The 19,369-nt window shown below is 66.8% G+C and carries 19 protein-coding genes; 7 read left to right on the forward strand and 12 right to left on the reverse strand.

Annotation, left to right across the window (positions count from 1 at the left end):
- Positions 1-6 precede the first annotated feature (6 nt).
- The 4 genes from LC039_RS15735 to LC039_RS15750 form a co-directional block, all read right to left on the reverse strand.
- A complete protein-coding gene (locus LC039_RS15735) occupies positions 7-555 on the reverse strand; it encodes an aspartate carbamoyltransferase catalytic subunit (RefSeq protein WP_226626119.1) in 549 nt (182 codons plus the stop codon).
- Positions 556-567: 12 nt separating this feature from the next.
- A complete protein-coding gene (locus tag LC039_RS15740; RefSeq protein WP_226626122.1) occupies positions 568-1,518 on the reverse strand; it encodes an aspartate carbamoyltransferase catalytic subunit in 951 nt (316 codons plus the stop codon).
- A 131-nt stretch (positions 1,519-1,649) separates the two neighbouring features.
- Positions 1,650-2,207, reverse strand: coding sequence for a 16S rRNA (guanine(966)-N(2))-methyltransferase RsmD (gene rsmD, locus LC039_RS15745; RefSeq protein ID WP_226626124.1), 558 nt, complete (start codon positions 2,205-2,207; stop codon positions 1,650-1,652).
- Complete coding sequence (locus tag LC039_RS15750; protein ID WP_226626126.1) at positions 2,204-3,415, reverse strand: NAD(P)/FAD-dependent oxidoreductase; 1,212 nt, start codon at positions 3,413-3,415, stop codon at positions 2,204-2,206. The genes rsmD and LC039_RS15750 overlap by 4 nt, the downstream gene beginning before the upstream one ends.
- Positions 3,416-3,498: 83 nt before the next feature.
- On the opposite strand from LC039_RS15750, the gene LC039_RS15755 reads away from it, so the two are divergent.
- On the forward strand, positions 3,499-3,987 hold the full coding sequence (locus tag LC039_RS15755) for a peroxiredoxin (RefSeq protein WP_226626127.1): 489 nt from the start codon (positions 3,499-3,501) through the stop codon (positions 3,985-3,987).
- 233 nt (positions 3,988-4,220) lie between these two features.
- Here the strand turns inward: LC039_RS15755 and LC039_RS15760 are convergent, their stop codons facing one another.
- From LC039_RS15760 to LC039_RS15785, 6 genes are all read right to left on the reverse strand, one after another.
- Complete coding sequence (locus LC039_RS15760) at positions 4,221-4,511, reverse strand: 4a-hydroxytetrahydrobiopterin dehydratase (RefSeq protein ID WP_226626129.1); 291 nt, start codon at positions 4,509-4,511, stop codon at positions 4,221-4,223.
- A complete protein-coding gene (locus LC039_RS15765) occupies positions 4,508-5,731 on the reverse strand; it encodes a GNAT family N-acetyltransferase (RefSeq protein ID WP_226626131.1) in 1,224 nt (407 codons plus the stop codon). Before LC039_RS15765 ends, LC039_RS15760 begins: the two co-directional genes overlap by 4 nt.
- A gap of 67 nt (positions 5,732-5,798) precedes the next feature.
- A complete protein-coding gene (locus LC039_RS15770) occupies positions 5,799-6,554 on the reverse strand; it encodes a glycerophosphodiester phosphodiesterase family protein (RefSeq protein ID WP_226626133.1) in 756 nt (251 codons plus the stop codon).
- Positions 6,554-7,015: a RidA family protein gene (locus tag LC039_RS15775; protein WP_226626135.1), complete on the reverse strand. Its 462-nt coding sequence runs from the start codon at positions 7,013-7,015 to the stop codon at positions 6,554-6,556. Before LC039_RS15775 ends, LC039_RS15770 begins: the two co-directional genes overlap by 1 nt.
- Positions 7,016-7,119: 104 nt before the next feature.
- On the reverse strand, positions 7,120-8,427 hold the full coding sequence (locus LC039_RS15780) for an HlyD family type I secretion periplasmic adaptor subunit (RefSeq protein ID WP_226626137.1): 1,308 nt from the start codon (positions 8,425-8,427) through the stop codon (positions 7,120-7,122).
- Positions 8,427-10,157, reverse strand: a complete 1,731-nt coding sequence (locus LC039_RS15785; protein WP_226626140.1) for a type I secretion system permease/ATPase — start codon at positions 10,155-10,157, stop codon at positions 8,427-8,429. Before LC039_RS15785 ends, LC039_RS15780 begins: the two co-directional genes overlap by 1 nt.
- A 166-nt stretch (positions 10,158-10,323) precedes the next feature.
- Here LC039_RS15785 and LC039_RS15790 point away from each other — a divergent pair, with 166 nt between their 5' ends.
- Entirely contained in the window at positions 10,324-11,103 is a 780-nt protein-coding gene (locus tag LC039_RS15790) for a VacJ family lipoprotein (protein WP_226626173.1), read from the forward strand.
- Positions 11,103-11,702, forward strand: a complete 600-nt coding sequence (locus LC039_RS15795) for a phospholipid-binding protein MlaC (protein WP_413463846.1) — start codon at positions 11,103-11,105, stop codon at positions 11,700-11,702. The genes LC039_RS15790 and LC039_RS15795 overlap by 1 nt, the downstream gene beginning before the upstream one ends.
- A gap of 15 nt (positions 11,703-11,717) precedes the next feature.
- Here LC039_RS15795 and LC039_RS15800 read toward each other — a convergent pair whose 3' ends face one another.
- On the reverse strand, positions 11,718-11,975 hold the full coding sequence (locus tag LC039_RS15800; protein ID WP_226626144.1) for a hypothetical protein: 258 nt from the start codon (positions 11,973-11,975) through the stop codon (positions 11,718-11,720).
- A 302-nt stretch (positions 11,976-12,277) separates the two neighbouring features.
- Between LC039_RS15800 and clpB the strand changes: the two genes are divergently transcribed.
- Positions 12,278-14,893, forward strand: coding sequence for an ATP-dependent chaperone ClpB (gene clpB, locus LC039_RS15805; protein ID WP_226626146.1), 2,616 nt, complete (start codon positions 12,278-12,280; stop codon positions 14,891-14,893).
- Between the two features lie 171 nt (positions 14,894-15,064).
- On the opposite strand, the gene LC039_RS15810 is transcribed toward clpB, so the two are convergent.
- A complete protein-coding gene (locus LC039_RS15810; RefSeq protein WP_226626148.1) occupies positions 15,065-15,550 on the reverse strand; it encodes a fasciclin domain-containing protein in 486 nt (161 codons plus the stop codon).
- A 365-nt stretch (positions 15,551-15,915) separates the two neighbouring features.
- On the opposite strand from LC039_RS15810, the gene LC039_RS15815 reads away from it, so the two are divergent.
- The 3 genes from LC039_RS15815 (at position 15,916) to msrQ (ending at position 18,988) form a co-directional block, all read left to right on the forward strand.
- Positions 15,916-17,397: an FMN-binding glutamate synthase family protein gene (locus tag LC039_RS15815; protein ID WP_226626149.1), complete on the forward strand. Its 1,482-nt coding sequence runs from the start codon at positions 15,916-15,918 to the stop codon at positions 17,395-17,397.
- 70 nt (positions 17,398-17,467) lie between these two features.
- The gene (msrP, locus tag LC039_RS15820) at positions 17,468-18,370 is read left to right on the forward strand and encodes a protein-methionine-sulfoxide reductase catalytic subunit MsrP (protein ID WP_226626151.1); all 903 of its coding nucleotides are present in this window, start codon (positions 17,468-17,470) and stop codon (positions 18,368-18,370) included.
- 3 nt (positions 18,371-18,373) lie between these two features.
- On the forward strand, positions 18,374-18,988 hold the full coding sequence (msrQ, locus tag LC039_RS15825) for a protein-methionine-sulfoxide reductase heme-binding subunit MsrQ (protein ID WP_226626153.1): 615 nt from the start codon (positions 18,374-18,376) through the stop codon (positions 18,986-18,988).
- Positions 18,989-19,369: the final 381 nt, after the last annotated feature.

Below are 19,369 nucleotides of genomic sequence, written 5' to 3' on the forward strand. Positions count from 1 at the left end.
AATGCATCAGGACGTGCCGAAGATCGCGGCGAGGGCCAGCACCAGCAGGACGCCGAGCCCGAGCAGCGCAAAGGTCAGCGCGCGGCTGCGCGGGGCCGGGGCGCCGCTGTCCGGGTGATCCATGCTGCCGCGCGCGGCGGCGCTGCGCAGTTTTCCGGCGCGGGCGCCAGCCCCCTTGGCTTCCTTCAAGGTGCCGATCCAGCGCAGCGGCGTCGAGATGGTCAGGTCCTGCGAGGTCTGGTCGAAGGCCGCGCTCGGCAGGATCACCACGTGCCCCTTCAGCGCGTCGATGCGCGGCTTCATCTGGCGGAGCTCCTCGCCGCCGACCTGGTAGGCCTCGGCGAGATAGGCCGAGAGCGACATCTCCCCGAGATCGCGGATCGAGACCACGTCGATCCGCGAGGGGCGCAGCTTGCGCGCGCCGAGCGCGTATTGCAGCGGAAACTCCCCGGTGCCGGCCTGGGTGGTGAAGCGCTCGACCGCCTCCGGGGGCAGATCGAGGTGGAAGAGGCGAACCTCGCCATCCACCGAGCCGTTGATGTGCATCCTGGTCATGCCGCGCCCCGCTCAGACCGCCAGCTCGGTGGGGCGGGCGCGCAGGTTGCGGGCGAGCAGGTCCATGGCGGCCATGCGTACCGCGACACCCATCTCCACCTGCTCCTGGATCACCGAGCGGTTGATGTCGTCGGCGATGGTGCCGTCGATCTCGACGCCGCGGTTCATCGGGCCCGGGTGCATGACGATGGCATCGGGCTTGGCATGCGCCAGCTTCTCGGCGTCCAGCCCCCAGCGGTGGTAGTACTCGCGCTCGGAGGGAATGAAGCCGCCGTCCATGCGCTCCTTCTGGAGACGCAGCATCATCACCACGTCGACGTCCTTCAGACCCTTTTCCATGTTGTCATAGACCTCGGCACCGAAGTCGGCGATCCCTGAGGGCATGAGCGTGGAGGGTCCGACGAGACGGATGCGGTTCTCCATCTTGTGCAGCAGCAGCAGGTTCGAGCGCGCGACCCGCGAATGCGCGATGTCGCCGCAGATCGCGATGTTGAGCCGGTGCAGCCGCCCCTTGGCACGGCGGATGGTCAGCGCATCGAGCAGCGCCTGCGTGGGGTGCTCATGGCGTCCGTCGCCGGCGTTGATCACCGCGCAGTTCACCTTCTGCGCCAGCAGGTCCACCGCGCCGGAATGCGGATGGCGCACCACCAGCAGGTCCGGATGCATGGCGTTCAGTGTCAGCGCCGTGTCGATCAGCGTCTCGCCCTTCTTGATCGAGCTGGCCTGCATCGACATGTTCATGACGTCGGCCCCGAGCCGCTTGCCCGCCAGCTCGAAACTGGATTGGGTGCGGGTGGAATTCTCGAAGAACATGTTGATCTGGGTGAGCCCGGCCAGCGCGTTGGCGTGCTTGTCGCGGGCGCGCGACAGGGTCACGTAGCGCTCGGCGAGATCGAGCAGCGTGGTGATCTCGTCCGGACGAAGGGGCTCGATGCCCAGAAGGTGGCGCTGGTCGAAACGCATGGAACGGCTCCCCTGAAGTTGCCGCGGTTATAGAAACGCAGGGGCCGCGCGACAAGTGGTCGCGAATTCGCGGCAAATGCCCGCCACCGTGCCAATATGCCCGGATCAGGCGCAGAGTTTAAGGCGCGGTTTCAAGGCGCTTCCAGAAGCGTCACCGTGGTGTCGCCGTAGCGGCGGCTGTCGAGCGGGGTGAAGCCCTCGGGCGCCTCCTGCGGGCCGCTTTCCTCCCAGACGATCAGTGCCTCGGGCGCGAGCCAGCCCTGCGTGCGCGCCGCCTCCAGCGCCTTGGCGCCGAGGTTCAGCCCGTAGGGCGGGTCGAGGAAGACCAGTGTCGCGGGCGTTTCGGCAGGGGGCAGGCGGGTGGCGTTGCACGACAGCGTCCGGGCGCGGTCTGCGCAGCCGAGCAGGCGGATGTTCTGCTTGATGAGCTTCTGCGCCACCCGGCCGTCATCCACGAAGGTCGCCGAGGTTGCGCCGCGCGACAGCGCCTCGAGCCCCAGCGCGCCGGTCCCGGCGAAGAGGTCGAGCACCACGGCGCCCTCGAAAGGCTCGCCGAAGCGCCCGCCGCCGAGCATGTTGAACAGGCTCTCGCGCACCCGGTCGGTGGTCGGGCGCAGATGCGCGCCCGGATCACCCTTGCCGACGGCGGTGAGCGCGCGGCCGCGCCAGTCTCCGGCGATGATCCTCATGCCTTCAGCAGCGCCTTGAGATCGCTGCCCGCATCGGCCACGACCTCGGGATCGGCGGTCTTGCCCGCCTCGATGAGCCGCTTGCCGACCATGTAGGCGCGCGGATCGTTCATCGCGTCGAGCGCGATGAGCTGGCCCTCGCGGTAATACCAGTGCGACACCGGCCCTGCGCCGCCGTCCCGCACCACGACCTTGTCGTAGCCCGCGTTCAGCCCGGCGATCTGCAGCTTCACGTCGTACTGGTCGGACCAGAACCACGGCTTCGGCTGGTACGGCGCCTCGGCACCCATGATGTTGTCCGCCACCGCCTCGGCCTGATCGATGGCATTGCCGACGCTTTCCAGCCGCAGCTGTGCCTCGCCCAGCGGGAAAGAGGCGCAATCGCCCGCCGCCCAGACATGCGGGGCGGAGCAGCGGCCCATGGCGTCGGTGCGGATGCCGTTCTCGATCTCGATGCCGGCGGCCTCGGCGACCGAGGTCTCGGGCAGGATGCCGACGCCGACGATGACGAAATCGACGCGCAGGGTAGTGCCGTCGGTGAGCTCCGCCGCGGTGACCTTGCCGTTCTCGCCCACCAGCTTGCCGAGGCCGACGCCCTCGCGCAGGTCGACGCCATGGCCCTTGTGCAGCGCGCGGAACCAGTCCGAGGTCTCGGGCGCGGCGACGCGCTGCAGGATGCGGTCGGCCATTTCCACCAGCGTTACCTGCAGGCCGAGCTTGGAGGCCACCGCCGCGGCCTCGAGCCCGATGTAGCCGCCACCGACGATCAGCACGCGCGCCCCTTCGGAAAAGCGGGCGCGCATGGCGTCCACGTCGGCGATGCCGCGCACCACGCAGACGCCGTCCAGATCGCCGCCGATCGCGGCGGGCAGGCGGCGCGGGGCGGAGCCGGTGCAGAAGACCAGCTCGTCATAGGCGATCTCGCGCGCCCCGGCGATGACATGCTGGGCCTCGGTGTCGACCGAGACGGCGGGTTCACCCAGCATCAGCGTGATGTCCTGCTCGTCGTAATAGGCGCGGGGGCGGAGGTAGAGACGGTCCTTCTCCATCTCGCCCAGCAGGTAGGCCTTGGAGAGCGGCGGGCGCTGGTAGGGCGGTTCTGTCTCGGCGCCGGTCACGGTGATCTCGCCCTCGAACCCCTTGCCGCGCAGACGCGCCACCAGCGAGGCCGCGGCCTGTCCCGCGCCGATCACAACAACATGCCCCATGCCTGGCCTCTTTCCGCTTTCCCGTGATTTGCGCGAAACCTATATCTCGCCGTGTCGGAAACGCAAATGATGGAGAAAACGGCATGGCGCTATCCGCAGGAGACCGGCTGCCCGAGGCAGAGCTGCTGACACTGGGCGAGGCCGGCCCCGAGCAGGTGTCGCTCGGCGCGAAGCTGGCGGGCCGCAAGGTGGTGATCTTCGCGCTGCCGGGGGCCTTCACCCCGACCTGTTCCTCGGCTCATGTGCCGAGCTTCATGCGCACCAAGGAGGGCTTCGCCGCCAAGGGCGTGGACGAGATCATCTGCATCTCGGTCAACGATCCCTTCGTGATGAAGGCCTGGGGCGAGGCCACCGGCGCGACCGAGGCCGGGCTGACGATGCTCGCGGATGCGGAGTGCGCCTTTACCTCGGCGATCGGCATGGAGTTCACCGCCGAGCCGGCCGGGCTGATCCGCCGCTCGAAGCGCTACGCGATGTATGTCGAGGACGGCGCCGTGAAGGTGTTCCACGAGGAGACCGGGCGCGGCACCTGCGAGATCTCGGGCGGCGAGGCGCTGCTGGCGGCGATCTGAGCGAAACGGCATCCGGCGGCGCGGGTGGCGTCGCCGGATTTGCGTATTTGGAAAGAGAAGAAGGGTAAGGGGGCTTCTTCTCTTTCCAAATACGCATGGTGAGGTGAAGCGGCGCGTGTGCGGCTCCGGGCAGCGAGCGGCGCCGGGACGGACGTGCGCTGTCCCGATGCCCGCCAAGGTTGCCTCGGTAAGAGAGGGGGCGGGAGGGTTGGCCCCTCCTGCCGTTGCGCGGCTCAGAGTGAGTCGAGCTTGCGCGCGAGCTTGGCGTCGAGCGAACTGAGGCCGCCCACGTCGTGGGTGGTGAGGGTCACCTCGACGGTCTTGTAGACGTTGCGCCAGTCCGGGTGGTGGTTCCACTTCTCGGCCCAGAGCGCGGCGCGGGTCATCCAGCCGAAGGCCTCGGTGAAATCGGCGAATTCGAAGGTCTTGCAGAGCGCATCCTCTGCCGCGTTCATCTCCCATCCGTTCTCGAGCAGCGGGGCGAGCATGGTTGCGCGGCCGGTGTCGGAGAGTTTCTCAGTCATTGGGTGTCCTTCCCGTGGTCTTTCCGGAACGGCCCGTAGGCGGTGAGCACCTCGATGTCCTCGTCCACGGCCCGTGCCTCGGCCTCCAGATAGTGCGCCACGGCGCGGGCAAACCCCTTGTCGGGAAACCAGTGCAGCGAATGCGTCTGGCTCGGCAGGTATCCGCGCGCCAGCTTGTGCTCGCCCTGCGCGCCGGCCTCGACGCGCGACAGGTCATGGGCGATGGCGAAGTCGATGGCCTGATAGTAACACGCCTCGAAGTGCAGGCAGGGGTGATCCTCGATACAGCCCCAATAGCGGCCGAAGAGCGCATCGCGGCCGATGAAGTTGAGCGCCCCGGCCACCGGCACCCCCTCGCGTTCGCAGAGCACCAGCGCCACGTCCGCGCGCATGGTCTCGTGCAGCTCGTCGAAGAAGGCGCGGGTCAGGTAGGGCGTGCCCCATTTTCGGCTGCCGGTGTCCTGGTAGAAGGTCCAGAAGGCATCCCAGTGCTCGGGCTCGATCTCGTCGCCGGTGAGCGTGCGGATCGTGCCGCCGAACGCCTGCGCCTTGGCGCGTTCCTTGCGGATCGCCTTGCGCTTGCGCGAGCTGAGGTCGGCGAGGAAGCCGTCGAAGTCGGCATAGCCCCGGTTCAGCCAGTGGTACTGCTGGGTCACGCGGCGCAGCAGCCCCATGCGCTCGCCGGCGATGGCCTCGCCCTCGGTGCAGAAGGTGATGTGCAGCGACGACAGGTCGTTCTCGGCCGTGAGCTGCACCGCGCCCTGCACCAGCGCCATCATGCCCTCGGCCTCGTGGCCGGGGCGGGTGAGGAAGCGCCGCCCGGTGGCCGGGGTGAAGGGTACCGCGATCTGCAGCTTGGGATAGTAGCGCCCGCCCGCCTGCTCGTAGGCATGGGCGAAGCTGTGGTCGAAAATATATTCGCCCTGGCTGTGGCCCTTGGCATAGAGCGGCGCCACGGCGATGATCCGTCCCGCCTTTTCCGCCACCAGGTAGCGCGGATCCCAGCCGGTGCCGCGCCCAACCGAGCCGGAGCGCTCGAGCGCGCGCAGGAAGCGCCAGGTGGTGAAGGGATCGTCGGGACGCCCGCCCCGCGCCGCCTCGGGGCAGGCGCAGGCGTCCCAATCTGTCTCGGCGATCTGGTCCAGCGTGGTCAGGACGTTGACGGCGATGGTGTCGCCCGACATCTCGTCGGACGCCTGGCTGGGGCTTTGATCGGTCATTTGGTGATCTCGGCTCGGGTCATCTGCGGCAGTATCTGACCCCGGCGGGGCCGGGATCAAGACACGCTCACGCGAGATATTGCTCGAAGGTCACGTTCTGGGCCACGGCGCGGGCCTGTGCTTCCTGCTCAGGCGTGCGGATGGTCCAGCACAGGATCGCCGCGCCTTCGCTCTTCAGCTCCGCGACGCGCGCGGCGCCGAGGTCTTTCCAGTTGTGCGAGATGAAGCAGGCGCCGCTGCGGGCGTAGTCGGGGATGCCGCGCAGTTCCTCGAGCCGCCAGCCGGGCACGCCGGACCAGTTTTCGGGATCGAAGGCATCGGTGGTCAGCCCCCGCGGCACCTGCGGTGCGAGCCGCGCCATCCGCGCCATGGAGTGGGGGTTGAAGGACATCACCGCCACCGGACCCTCGTAGCCGCGCAGCGCGTTGGCAGTGGCCTTTTCCAGCGTGCCGACATCCGGACCCAGCGCGCCGTCCTGATCCTTGATCTCGATGAGCAGGGGCACCTTTCCGGCGACCAGCTCCAGCACCTCGGAGAGCGTCGGGATGCCCTCGTCGCCGCCCTTGAGCTTGAGCGCGGACAATTCTGCGGCGTCGCGCGCGCCGAGCAGCCCGCGCGCGCCGGTCAGACGTTCCAGCCGCTCGTCGTGAAAGACCATCGCCACCCCGTCGGAGGACAGCTGCAGGTCGATCTCGATGCCGTAGCCCGCCGCTATGGCGGCCGAGATGGCGGCGCGGGAGTTCTCGGGGCGGCCCGCCGCGAGGTCGTGCAGGGCTCGGTGCGCGATGGGCCGGTCGAGGAAGGCGGCGGGAAGCCCGGCCATTAGGCGAGCTCGAAGATCGCTTCGATCTCGACCGCCACGCCCATCGGCAGCGATGCGGCGGAGACCGCGGAGCGCGCGTGCTTGCCGGCCTCGCCGAAGAGCGCGACCATCAGGTCGGATGCACCGTTGATCACCTTCGGCTGGTCGGTGAAGTCCGGGGTGGAGTTGACGAAGCCCACCAGCTTGACCACGCGGGCCAGCTTGGACAGGTCGCCGCCGCAGGCCGCCTTGGCCTGTGCGATGAGCGCCAGGGCGCAGCGCTGCGCGGCCTTGGCTCCGGCCTCGACATCCAGCGTGTCGCCGAGCTTGCCGGTGATCAGCCCGCTTTCGTCCATGCTGATCTGGCCCGAAACGTAGAGCATGGTCCCGCTCTGCACGTAGGGCACGTAGTTGGCGGCGGGGGCAGGGGCGTCGGGCAGGGTGAGGCAGAGCTCTTCAAGGCGGGCGGTGATGTCGGTCATGGGAGCCTCCTTTGGATTTGCGCGGACGCTAGCCCCGGCAGACGGCAAAGAAAAGGGGCCGCGCCCCAGTTGGACGCGGCCCCGATCAAAAGTCTGCCCCAAGGTCACTCGCGGAACGCCTTGGAGAAGTAATCGGTGAAGGGTTTCACCAGGTAGGCGATCGGCGTGCGGTCGGCGGTGCGCAGGAAGGTTTCGACCGGCATGCCCGGCACCAGGGTCGAGCCCTCGGGCAGGCGCTCGATCTGGCCTTCGTCGAGCATGATCTCGGCGCGGTAGAAGCTGGCCGAGGTGTTCTCGTCGGTGAAGGCGTCGGCCGAGATCTGGGTCACCGTGCCGAAGGTCTCCGGCGTGCGGCGCTGGTCGAGCGCCGAGAAGCGCAGGGTCACCTCCTGGCCGACGTGCACCTGGTCGATGTGGATCGTCGGGATCTGCGCGGTGATCACCAGCGGGCGATCCTGCGGGATCAGGTAGAGCACCGGGTCCGCGGCGCGGATCACCGAGCGCGGCGCAAAGACCGTGAGCCCGTAGACGATGCCGCTGACCGGGGCGCGGATCTCCATCCGCTTGAGCTTCTCGAGCAGGGCGGAGCGCTGCTCGGCCAGTTCGCGCTCGCGGTACTGCATGTCGCGCAGCTGGGTGATTGCCTCTTCACGGCGGGAGGTGGCCAGCTTCAGGATCTCGATGTCGATCTCGGTGGTGCGCCCCTCGGCCTCGGCCTTCTGCGCGGTGAGATCGCCCACCTCGCCGGCGAGCCGGGCTTCCTCGCGCTGCAGGGCAAGCACGCGGCTTGCCTGGGCGAGGCCGCGGTCGAGCAGCGATTTCTGGTCGCCCAGCTCCTGCTCGATCAGCGCGAGCTGGCTCTTCAGCGCGGATTGCTGCGCCTCGATGCCCTCGACCTGATTGACGATCTGGTCGCGCCGCTTGGCCAGCTGCTCGGCCTCGCGCTGCTGGGTCTCGAGCCGGGCGAAGAACAGGTTGCGCTGACCTTCCACGAGGTCGGCGACCTCGTCATCGTAGCCGGCCACCTCGAGCAGGGTCTCGTCGAACGCGAGCTCCTCGGAGTTGTCGCGTTCGGCCTGCAGGCGGGCCCGCCGGGCGACCAGTTCGAAATACTGCCCCTCGACGATGTTCAGCTCGGACTGCAGCAGCGTGGGGTCGAGTTTCACCAGCACCTGGCCTTCCTCGACGCTGTCCCCCTCGTCGACCAGGATCTCCTGTACGACACCGCCATCCGGATGCTGCACGACCTGACGGTTGCGCTCGACCTGGATCTGGCCGCCGGCGACGATGGCGCCAGAGATGTTGGTGGTCGCGGCCCAGGTGCCGAAGCCTCCGACGAGGATCAGCAGGGCGACGAGTCCCAGGGTCAGCGGTTTCTTCAGCGGGAAGCGCTTGTCGGTTGTCTGCGACATCAGCGGACACCTCCGGGCCCGGCGTGGCGGGCGATCTGTTCGTGGTTCTTGACCTGCGCGCGCAGCACCTCGTCCTTCGGGCCGAAGGCGACACGGGCGCCGTGCTCGAGCATCAGCAACTGGTCGCATTCGCGGATCGCGGCCGGGCGGTGGGCCATGATGAGGACCGACTTGCCCTCTTCCTTGAGGCGGCGGATCGCGGCATTGACCGCTTCGCTGCCCTCGTTGTCGAGGTTCGAGTTGGGCTCGTCGAGCACGAGGATGACGGGATCGCCGTACATCGCGCGGGCCAGGCCGATGCGCTGCATCTGGCCGCCCGAAAGCCGCCCGCCGGTGGCGGTGACGCGGGTGTCGTAGCCCTTGGGCAGCTTGAGGATCATCTCGTGCGCGTCGGCCTTCTTGGCCGCCTCGACGATCTTGTCGGGGTCGGGCTGCGCGGCGAGGCGGGCGATGTTCTCGGCGATGGTGCCGTCGAACAGGCTGACCCGCTGCGGCAGGTAGCCGATGTGCTTGCCCAGATCCTCGTCGTACTGGTCGAGCGTCGCGCCGTCGAGGCGGATGCGCCCGCCGGCGGGGCGCCAGACCCCGGTGATCGCGCGGGCGAGAGTCGACTTGCCGGCCCCCGAGGAGCCAATCACCCCGATGGCATGACCGGGCTGCAGGTCGAAGGAGACCAGGCGCAGCGAGGCCTGCTGCTCGCCCGGCGGCACGACGGTGAGCTGCTGCACCTCGAGCAGGGCACGTGGCTTGGGAAGCGGCGTGCGGGTTGCCTCGGGGGGCATTTCGCCCAGAAGCTCCGCCAGGTTGTCCCAGCCCTTGCGAGCGCGGGTCACCAGCGGCCATTGCCCGATGGCAAGCTCGATCGGGGCCAGCGCGCGACCCATCAGGATCGAGCCGGCGATCATCGCACCGGCGGTCAACTCGTTCTGCAGCACCAGGTAAGCACCGAGGCCCAGCATCGCCGACTGCAGCAGCATGCGGAAGCTCTTGGTCATCGTGGTGAAGGTGCCGACGAGATCGTTGGTCGAGATCTGGCCGCTCAGCGCCTCGGACCGGGCGCGGTCCCAGCGCGAGAAGGCGGCACCGCGCATGCCCATGGCCTGCACGGTCTCGGCGTCGAGGCGAATCTGCTCGGAGGTCTGTTCGGCGGCCAGCACGGCGCGGTTCGATTTCAGGGTCGGATTGCGGCTGAGGGTGGTGTTGAGCAGGGTGATGACCACCAGCACCAGGCCGCCGGCGATGGCAAGGAAACCGAGCCAGGGGTGGAAGACGAAGATGCCGGCGATGAACAGCGGGGTGAAGGGCAGGTCGAACAGCGCCATGAGCACCGGCGAGCCGATGAATCGCTGTACGGCTTCAAGATCCTTGAGGCCGGTGGCGGCGAGCTCATCGGATTTGACCGCCGAGCGGCGGATCACCGCGTCGAAGACGCGCATGTCGAGCGCCGCCTGGAAGCGCGCGGCGACGCGCGCCATGACCCGGCCCCGGGCGTAGTCGAGAATGCCCATCATGCCATAGAGAAAGACGACCAGCGCGGTCAGGGCGATCAGCGTTGCTTCGGAACGCGATCCCAGCACACGGTCGTAGACCTGCAGCATGTACAGCGGGCCCGTCAGCATCAAGAGGTTGACAAAGAAACTAAATACGCCGACGAACCAGTAGTAGGGACGGCTTTGCTTGCGGACAGATGCGAGCTCGTCTGCCCCCGCGGCTTTCACTCTATTTTTCATGAGCGCTATTTCGCTCTCCAATTGTGAATATCCCGTCTGCGTTGCAGACTTGAAGAATTTTCATGTTACTTTCGCGACACGAGGCCGGCGGGAAATACGAGGCCCCTTGGGGTCCGTCGCGATAGCAATTAGGAAGATCTTGTACATCAAGATCGGATTTTTCCTAATGAGAATTCCCCGGCTGACCGCTCGTGCTCCTGTTTTGCGGGCTTTTGCGGGCGTGGTACTTATCACGGGACTCGCCGGATGCGCGACTCCCGGACCGGGCGAAACACGCGATGGGGTCTTCGATCCGCAAGAACCCGCCAATCGCCGCGTACATGCCTTTAACAAGAGGATTTATTCCCGCCTATCGGGCGACGGAGAGCCGGGATTCGTCGAATCTCTGCCAAATCCTGTCAAAAATGGGGTGGTGAATTTCTCCGATACGGTCGCCCTGCCGCAGACCGTGGTGAATCAGTTGCTGCAGGGGCGGCTGCTACGGGCCTCGCGCAACACGCTCCGTTTTTCGGTCAACGCAACGCTGGGTGTGGCCGGGCTGATCGACGTGGCAAGCCCCATGGGCCTGCCCGAGGACCGCAGCAACTTCGGCGAGACGCTCTACGTCTGGGGCTTCCCCGAGGGCGGCTACATGGAATTGCCGGTGCTCGGGCCCTCGACCGAGCGCGAGACGGTGGGCCTGTTCGTCGACTTCTTCACCGACCCCTTTGCCTATGTTCTGCCCTCGCCGCAGCGCTACGTGCGCTATGGTGCGCGGCTGGGGGAGCTGATGATCAAGCGCAGCGATTACGGCGACGCGATCGACGCGGTGATGGAAGGCAGCGCCGACAGCTACGCGCAGGCGCGGGTGATCTGGCTCGAGAAACGGCGGCACGAGCTGGGGGATGACAGCATCGAGGGATCGGGGTTCATTGACCCGGAAGCCTTGGACACGGAGGGATTCTGATGGGCTATTTCACGAGCAGGCGCGGGTTTCTTGCCGGGGCGTTGAGTGCCGGCGCACTTGCGGGGCTGCCGGGTGTGGCGGGCGCGGCAAGCGCGGCGCAGGCGGAGCAGCTGGTTCAGGGGCTGGTCGGGGACGTCAATACGGTGATCGCCTCGGGTGCGTCCGAAGCGGCGATGATCGCCGAGTTCGAACGCATCTTCGTGCGCTACGGCGACATGCCCTATATCGCTGCCTACGTGATGGGGGCTGACGGGCGCCGGGCCACGGGCGCGCAGAAGAAGGCTTTCACCGCCGCCTTCCAGGGCTATGCCGCGCGCAAGTACGGCAAGCAGTTCCGCAAGTTCATCGGCAGCGCGATCAACGTGTCCGGCACGCAGAAGGTCAAGAACGCCTACCAAGTCGCCACCGTCGCCAAGCTGCGCGGGCAGTCGCCCTTCGAGGTGACCTTCTTCGTCGGCGAGAAGTCGGGCCGCTTCTACAATATGTATGTCGAGGGCGTGAACATGCTGCTCACCGAGCGCACCGAGATCGGGGCCATGCTCGACCTGCGCCGGGGTGACATCGACGCGATGATCGCCGATCTGCGCCAGGCGGGCTGACCGCCGGACGGGCAATCAGCGCCATCGCCCGCGGTGTGCTTCGAGCCCGCGCAGACGCAGGATCCGCGCGAAGGTCAGCCGCTTGGCGCCGCCGCGGTATTCCGGCATGCGCAGGACCTGCCGGATCGCGGTGATCAGGGCGCGACCCGGCTCGCCGGGCGTGACGGCGAGCGAGACGTGGATCTGCCCGCCGCGGGCGATCAGCGAGACGGCGCCGGGGTGCGGTCCCTCCTCGGCCCATGGATCGGGCGCGGGGCCGCCTGCCTGGGGCATCGGCTGAAATCCGTCAAATTCGACACGCTCGACGTGCATGGCTTGCATCCTTCTGCTGCAGGGCGCCTTCTGGGTTGGCTAGTCAGACGGCCTCGGGGAGCAGCATGCGGCAAAGACATTAACCGGTGGTGTCCGAAGCCGCATCGGGCCGCGGCCAAGCCCCTGATGCGGCATTTTTTCACCCGCGATGTTCTTGAACCGTTCAGGGCCTGCGCCCATCTCTATCCCGAGGCCCGATATCGCCCCGTGCTGCCTGGCAGGCGGGGCAAATCCAGGCGGGCGCTTGTGGAAGGAGAGACAGCATGAACTTGGAGAAGTTCACTGAACGGTCGCGTGGGTTCATCCAGGCCGCGCAGACCATCGCAATGCGGGAAGGCCATCAACGGCTGGTTCCCGAACACCTGCTGAAGGCCCTGATGGACGATGACCAGGGGCTGGCCAGCAACCTGATCACCCGGGCCGGCGGTGCGCCGCAGCGGGTGGTGGAAACCCTCGATCAGAAACTCGCGAAACAGCCGAAGGTCTCGGGCGACGCCGGTCAGGTGTACCTCGATCAGGCCACCGGTCGCGTGCTTGACGAAGCCGAGAAGATCGCGAAGAAGGCGGGCGACAGCTTCGTTCCCGTCGAGCGTGTTCTCATGGCTCTCGCCATCGAGCGCAGCGGCGCCAAGCAGGCGCTGGAGGCCGGCGCGGTCACGCCGCAGAAGCTGAACGAGGCGATCAACGACATTCGCAAGGGCCGTACGGCCGACAGCGCCAATGCCGAAGAGGGTTATGACGCCCTGAAGAAATATGCGCGCGACCTGACCGAGGCCGCCGAACAGGGCAAGATCGACCCGATCATCGGCCGCGACGACGAGATTCGCCGCTCGATGCAGGTGCTCTCGCGCCGCACCAAGAACAACCCGGTGCTGATCGGTGAGCCCGGCGTGGGCAAGACCGCGATCGCCGAGGGTCTTGCGCTGCGCATCGTCAATGGCGACGTGCCCGAAAGCCTGCGCAACAAGCGGTTGATGGCGCTCGACATGGGCGCGCTGATCGCCGGGGCGAAGTACCGCGGCGAGTTCGAGGAGCGTCTGAAGGCCATCCTGAAGGAGATCGAGACCGCCGCTGGCGAGATCATCCTCTTCATCGACGAGATGCACACGCTGGTCGGCGCGGGCAAGGCGGACGGGGCGATGGATGCCTCGAACTTGCTGAAACCGGCGCTCGCACGGGGCGAGCTGCATTGCGTCGGCGCCACCACGCTCGACGAGTACCGCAAGCACGTGGAAAAAGACCCGGCGCTGGCCCGGCGCTTCCAGCCGGTGATGGTGCAGGAGCCGACTGTCGAGGACACGATCTCGATCCTGCGCGGCATCAAGGAAAAGTACGAGTTGCACCACGGCGTGCGGATCTCGGACTCTGCCCTTGTGGCCGCGGCGACGCTCTCGCATCGCTACATCACCGACCGCTTCCTGCCGGACAAGGCGATCGACCTCATGGACGAGGCCGCCTCCCGCCTGCGCATGGAAGTGGACAGCAAGCCCGAAGAGCTCGACCAGATCGACCGCAACATCTTGCAGATGCAGATCGAGGTCGAGGCGCTGAAGCTCGAGGATGACCAGGCGTCGAAGGACCGGCTCGAAAAGCTCGAGAAGGAGCTGGCCGAGCAGGAAGAGCGCTCTGCCGAGATGACCGCCAAGTGGCAGGCCGAGCGTGACAAGCTGGCCTCGGCGCGGGACATCAAGGAACAGCTCGACCGGATGCGGGCCGATCTCGAGATCGCCAAGCGCGAGGGCAACTTCGCCAAGGCCGGTGAGCTGCAGTACGGCAAGATCCCCGAGCTCGAGCAGAAGCTCGAACAGGCGGAGAACGCCGAGAGCGACGTCATGGTCGAAGAGGCCGTGCGTCCCGAGCAGATCGCCGAGGTGGTCGAGCGCTGGACGGGTATCCCGACCTCGAAAATGCTCGAGGGCGAGCGCGAGAAGCTACTGCGCATGGAAGACGGGCTGCACAAGCGGGTCATCGGCCAGAACCAGGCGGTGCGCGCGGTGGCCAACGCGGTGCGCCGGGCACGGGCAGGGCTCAACGACGAGAACCGTCCGCTGGGCTCCTTCCTCTTCCTCGGGCCGACCGGCGTCGGCAAGACCGAGCTGACCAAGGCCGTGGCCGAGTTCCTCTTCGACGACGACAGCGCGATGGTTCGCATCGACATGTCGGAGTTCATGGAGAAACACGCGGTCGCCCGTCTGATCGGCGCGCCTCCGGGCTACGTCGGCTATGACGAGGGCGGCGTGCTGACCGAGGCCGTGCGGCGGCGCCCCTACCAGGTGGTGCTGTTCGACGAGGTCGAGAAGGCGCACCCGGACGTGTTCAACGTGCTGCTGCAGGTGCTCGACGATGGTGTGCTGACCGATGGTCAGGGCCGGACCGTGGACTTCAAGCAGACGCTGATCGTGCTGACGTCCAACCTCGGGTCGCAGGCGCTCAGCCAGCTGCCGGAAGGTGCCGACAGCGGCGCGGCCAAGCGCGACGTGATGGATGCGGTGCGGGCGCACTTCCGCCCCGAGTTCCTCAACCGTCTCGACGAGACGATCATCTTCGATCGGCTCAAGCGCGAGGACATGGACGGCATCGTCGAGATCCAGCTCTCGCGGCTGCTCAAGCGGCTGGCGAACCGCAAGGTCACGCTCACGCTCGATGCCGACGCCAAGAAATGGCTGGCCGAGGAAGGCTACGATCCGGTCTTCGGGGCACGTCCGCTCAAGCGGGTGATCCAGCGCGCGCTGCAGGATCCGCTGGCCGAGATGATCCTCGGCGGCGACATCCACGACGGCGACACGGTGCCGGTGAGTGCGGGGGCCGACGGGCTGATCCTCGGCGACCGAATCGGCGCCAGCAACCGGCCGCGCCCGGATGATGCCGTGGTGCACTGAGCGGCACAGTTGGACATGCGAAAGGCCCGCCGGTTCGGCGGGCCTTTTGTTTTGGCCGGGCGCATTGTCCCGTCCGGAAGAGAGGGGGCGCGGCGCTGGCCGCCACGCCCCCTCGCTGATACCGCAAGGGTGCCGACTGGGGATGAATGGATGCCGGCACCGCAAGGAGGGTTATTGCGGCATCAGCACCCCGTCGATGACGTGGATCACGCCGTTCGAGGCTTCGATATCGGGTTGGGTGACGGACACACCGTCCACGGTCACACCATCCGAGGTCATGATTTCGAGGCTTCCGCCCTGCACGGTTTCGGCCATCATGCCGTCTTCAAGGTCCGTGGACATCACTTTGCCCGGCACCACGTGGTAGGTGAGGATGTCGGTCAGCTTGTCCTTGTTTTCGTCCATCAGCAGCTCGTCCACGGTGCCCTCGGGCAGCGCCTCGAAGGCGGCATCGGTCGGGGCAAAAACGGTGAACGGGCCTTCGCCGGTCAGCGTGTCGACAAGGCCGGCTGCCTCGGCGGCGGCAAGCAGGGTCGAGAAGCTGCCGGCCTCCTGCGCGGTCTCAACGATGTTCTTCTCCATGTGGTGGTCGGCCAGTGCCGGGCCGGCGGTCAGAGCTGCGGTGGCGGTGAGAGCAATGGAAGTCATGCGGATCATTTTGAAGTCCTCCTTCGTCAGGTGAATGTACCAAGGGATACGGGCCCATTCCGGAGACGGATCAGCCTGAAATCCGCGTGAGCCGGGCTTGCCGGAGGAGGGCGCGGGGCTATTACGGCGCCCGAAATCGGGCAGAACCGGGCGATCTGGTCGAGCCCGCGTGAGAACATGTCAGCGCCTCGTGACTGATCCGGCGCGGGTCACGGGGCGATCCCTGCTCAGCTATGGCGCTAACACCCGGCGCAGACCGAAATCGCGGTCGTTCCTGCCTTGCCGTCGTGACATGGGGTTGTAACCATGCCGATCGAGAGTTTCGGCGAACACAGCAATCCTACGAAAACGCAGAGGGAATAATGGGCGCGGCAATGTACTTCCTGCAAATCCTGGCACTGGTCTTCACAGTGGCCATCGGCTTTGCAGTGCTGGCAGTGGTACTCCTGTATCTGATCGACACCACGCAGACCGGCGACGCGATCCGCCGCAACTACCCGGTGATCGGCCGCTTCCGCGGCTGGTTCACCAAGCTCGGCGAATTCTTCCGCCAGTATTTCTTTGCCATGGACCGCGAGGAGATGCCCTTCAACCGGGCGCAGCGCGACTGGGTCTACCACGCGACCAAGGGCAAGGATAACACCGTCGCCTTCGGCTCGACCCGCAACCTCAACATCCCGGGCACGCCGATCTTCGTGAACGCGGTCTTCCCGCCGCTCGACGATCAGTTCTCGGTGACCGAGCCTATGGTGATCGGGCCGACCGCCAAGGTTCCCTACGTGGCGCGCTCGATCTTCAACATCTCGGGCATGAGCTACGGCGCGATCTCGCGCCCGGCGGTCGAGGCGCTGAGCCGCGGCGCCGCCGAGGCGGGCGTCTGGCTGAACACCGGCGAGGGCGGGCTTGCGCCCTTCCACGAGCTGGGTGCCTGCGATCTGGTCTACCAGATCGGCACCGCCAAGTTCGGCATTCGCGACGCGCACGGCAATATTGATGACGCCAAGCTGGCCGCCGTGGGCGCACGTCCTCAGGTCAAGATGTTCGAGCTGAAGCTGGCGCAGGGCGCCAAGCCCGGCAAGGGCGGCATCCTGCCCGGCGAGAAGGTCAACGAAGAGATCGCGGCGATCCGCGGCCTCAAGGTCGGCCAGCCGGGCATCTCGCCGAACCGCCACCGCGAGATCGACACCTTCGAGGACCTGCTCGACATGATCGTGCACATCCGCGAGGTTTCGGGGCGGCCAGTGGGCTTCAAGACGGTGATCGGCTCGTCGGACGACTGGGAGCGCATGTTCCAGCTCATCGCCGAGCGCGGCTCCGATAGCGCCCCCGACTTCATCACCATTGATGGCGGCGAAGGCGGCACCGGCGCCGCACCCATGCCGCTGATCGACCTCGTCGGCATGCCGATCCGCGAGGCGCTGCCGCGCATCGTCGACCTGCGCGACCGCTACGGCCTCAAGGAACGCATCCGCATCGTCGCCGCCGGCAAGCTGGTGAACCCGGCCGACGTGGCCTGGGCGATCTGCCTCGGCGCGGATTTCGTCACCTCGGCGCGCGGCTTCATGTTCTCGATGGGCTGCATCCAGGCGCTGAAGTGCAACCGCAACACCTGCCCGACCGGCATCACCACCCATGACCCGCGCCTGCAGAAGGGGCTCGTGGTCGAGGACAAGTACAAGAAGGTCGCCAATTACGCCAAGGCGGTGATCAAGGAGGTCGAGACCATCGCCCATTCGGTCGGGGTCTCGGAGCCGCGGCAGATGCGCCGCCGCCACGTCCGCATCGTGCAGGCCGACGGCAGCTCGATCCCCTTCTCGAAACTGCGCCCAAGTTACAGGGGAGACACCGCAACGTGAGATCGCTTGGTTTGGTGGATCGGCGGACTCCCGCTACCTTTGCTGAAACCTATGCGAAGGAGGACGATCCATGGCGTTCCGCTGGAAAGGCGATCTGAAGGACCATCACGTCACCGACGAGGCGCTCTGGCTGAACCGCCGGCAGATCATCGGCGGGGCAGGGGGGCTGGCGCTCGCCGGCCTCGCCGGTCGCGCCCGAGCCGCCGAGGAGCTGGAGCCGAACAGCTGGGAAGAGATCACCAGCTACAACAATTACTATGAGTTCGGCACCGACAAGGATGATCCCAAGGCCTATGCCGACGCGCTGACCACCGAGCCGTGGTCCGTGACCATCGACGGCATGGTCGACAAACCGGGCCAATACGCGCTCGAGGACATCCTTTCGCAGATGACCATCGAGGAGCGCATCTACCGCTTCCGTTGTGTCGAGGCCTGGTCGATGGTCGTGCCGTGGAACGGCTTCGAACTCGCCGACCTGCTGAACATGGCGGGCGTGCAATCCGGCGCGAAATACGTGGCCTTCGAAACCGTGCTGCGCCCCGAGGAGATGCGCGGCGTCTCCTACCCGGTGCTCGACTGGCCCTATGTCGAGGGGCTGCGGCTCGACGAGGCGATGAACCCGCTCACGCTTCTGGCCACCGGCATCTACGGCAAGGACATCCCCAACCAGAACGGCGCGCCGCTGCGGCTGGTGGTGCCGTGGAAGTATGGCTTCAAGTCAATCAAGTCGATCGTCCGGGTGACGCTGACCGACAGCGAGCCGCCGACCTCCTGGAACAAGGCCAACCCGCGCGAGTACGGTTTCTATTCCAACGTGAACCCGCAGGTGGACCACCCGCGCTGGTCGCAGGCCACCGAACGCCCGATCGGCGGTGGCTTCTTCGCCAAGCGCAAGCCGACGCTGATGTTCAACGGCTACGGGGAAGAGGTCGCCTCTCTCTACGACGGCATGGACCTCTCGGAGTATTTCTGACCCATGATCGACTGGATCAATCGCCAGAGCCGGCGGGTGCCGCCGTGGCTGCTCTATGTGGTGGCGCCGCTGCCGGTGGCGTGGTTCCTCTACCAGGGCTTCACCGGCGCCTTGGGGGTCGAGCCGATCCGCGAGCTCGAGCACAAGCTCGGCGAGCTCGGGCTGCAAATCCTGCTGCTGGTTCTGGCGATCACCCCGCTGCGCCGCTTTGCGGGGCTCAACCTGCTGCGTTTCCGCAGGGCCCTGGGGCTGGTCTCTTTCTTCTACATCTCGCTGCACCTGCTGGTCTGGCTGGTGCTCGACGTTCAGGTGCCGGCGCAGATCTGGGCCGACATCGTCAAGCGTCCCTACATCACCGTCGGCATGCTGGGGTTCGCCCTGATGATCCCGTTGGCGCTGACCTCGAACAATTTCTCGGTGCGCAAGCTCGGCCGGCGCTGGCGCAGGCTGCATTGGCTCACCTATCCGGCGGTGGTGCTGGGAGCGGTGCATTTCGTCCTCTTGGCGAAAGGCTTCCAGATCGAGCCGCTGCTCTACCTGGGCGGCGCGCTCCTTCTGCTGGCCCTGCGTCTGAAGAAGCGCAGTTTCCAGCGTCTCGGCCTGCCGCGTGGGGCGTGAGGCTGGCCGCACGCCTTCCCCTGCATCGCATAGACGCGTGAGGAGGCTGGGGCGTGTCTCTCACGAGTCGCCGGTTCATCGCGATTCCGGGGCTGACTCGGGCCAGTGCGCCCGTGGTTTTGCATGGCCATGTGGATAACCCTGTGGGCGGTGGAATATCTGGTCTCGGATACTTCAAGCGGACCCTGCGGAAAGCGCGCCGACCTGCGGGGATGTGCAAAAAATACGCGGGTCAACCAATTGAAATCGCGTGTCTTTCGTAGAAATTCCAAAAAACTTCGGCTTCCCCGGAAAAATCCGCTTGCAGGCCCCGGGGGGTATCCGTAAAAGGCCCCTCACCGGCGGCGCTGAGGCGCTGAGCGGGACGCCAGACGGGGCGGC

This window comes from Alloyangia pacifica, assembly GCF_020524285.1.
In the GTDB taxonomy this organism is placed as follows: domain Bacteria; phylum Pseudomonadota; class Alphaproteobacteria; order Rhodobacterales; family Rhodobacteraceae; genus Salipiger; species Salipiger pacificus_B.

Bases quoted from the DNA above. Each gene is read 5' to 3' on its own strand.
- LC039_RS15735 (WP_226626119.1), bottom strand. From the start codon at position 555: ATGACCAGGATGCACATCAACGGCTCGGTGGATGGCGAGGTTCGCCTC.
- LC039_RS15740 (WP_226626122.1), bottom strand. From the start codon at position 1,518: ATGCGTTTCGACCAGCGCCACCTTCTGGGCATCGAGCCCCTTCGTCCG.
- rsmD (WP_226626124.1), bottom strand. From the start codon at position 2,207: ATGAGGATCATCGCCGGAGACTGGCGCGGCCGCGCGCTCACCGCCGTC.
- LC039_RS15750 (WP_226626126.1), bottom strand. From the start codon at position 3,415: ATGGGGCATGTTGTTGTGATCGGCGCGGGACAGGCCGCGGCCTCGCTG.
- LC039_RS15755 (WP_226626127.1), top strand. From the start codon at position 3,499: ATGGCGCTATCCGCAGGAGACCGGCTGCCCGAGGCAGAGCTGCTGACA.
- LC039_RS15760 (WP_226626129.1), bottom strand. From the start codon at position 4,511: ATGACTGAGAAACTCTCCGACACCGGCCGCGCAACCATGCTCGCCCCG.
- LC039_RS15765 (WP_226626131.1), bottom strand. From the start codon at position 5,731: ATGACCGATCAAAGCCCCAGCCAGGCGTCCGACGAGATGTCGGGCGAC.
- LC039_RS15770 (WP_226626133.1), bottom strand. From the start codon at position 6,554: ATGGCCGGGCTTCCCGCCGCCTTCCTCGACCGGCCCATCGCGCACCGA.
- LC039_RS15775 (WP_226626135.1), bottom strand. From the start codon at position 7,015: ATGACCGACATCACCGCCCGCCTTGAAGAGCTCTGCCTCACCCTGCCC.
- LC039_RS15780 (WP_226626137.1), bottom strand. From the start codon at position 8,427: ATGTCGCAGACAACCGACAAGCGCTTCCCGCTGAAGAAACCGCTGACC.
- LC039_RS15785 (WP_226626140.1), bottom strand. From the start codon at position 10,157: ATGAAAAATAGAGTGAAAGCCGCGGGGGCAGACGAGCTCGCATCTGTC.
- LC039_RS15790 (WP_226626173.1), top strand. From the start codon at position 10,324: ATGAGAATTCCCCGGCTGACCGCTCGTGCTCCTGTTTTGCGGGCTTTT.
- LC039_RS15795 (WP_413463846.1), top strand. From the start codon at position 11,103: ATGGGCTATTTCACGAGCAGGCGCGGGTTTCTTGCCGGGGCGTTGAGT.
- LC039_RS15800 (WP_226626144.1), bottom strand. From the start codon at position 11,975: ATGCCCCAGGCAGGCGGCCCCGCGCCCGATCCATGGGCCGAGGAGGGA.
- clpB (WP_226626146.1), top strand. From the start codon at position 12,278: ATGAACTTGGAGAAGTTCACTGAACGGTCGCGTGGGTTCATCCAGGCC.
- LC039_RS15810 (WP_226626148.1), bottom strand. From the start codon at position 15,550: ATGATCCGCATGACTTCCATTGCTCTCACCGCCACCGCAGCTCTGACC.
- LC039_RS15815 (WP_226626149.1), top strand. From the start codon at position 15,916: ATGTACTTCCTGCAAATCCTGGCACTGGTCTTCACAGTGGCCATCGGC.
- msrP (WP_226626151.1), top strand. From the start codon at position 17,468: ATGGCGTTCCGCTGGAAAGGCGATCTGAAGGACCATCACGTCACCGAC.
- msrQ (WP_226626153.1), top strand. From the start codon at position 18,374: ATGATCGACTGGATCAATCGCCAGAGCCGGCGGGTGCCGCCGTGGCTG.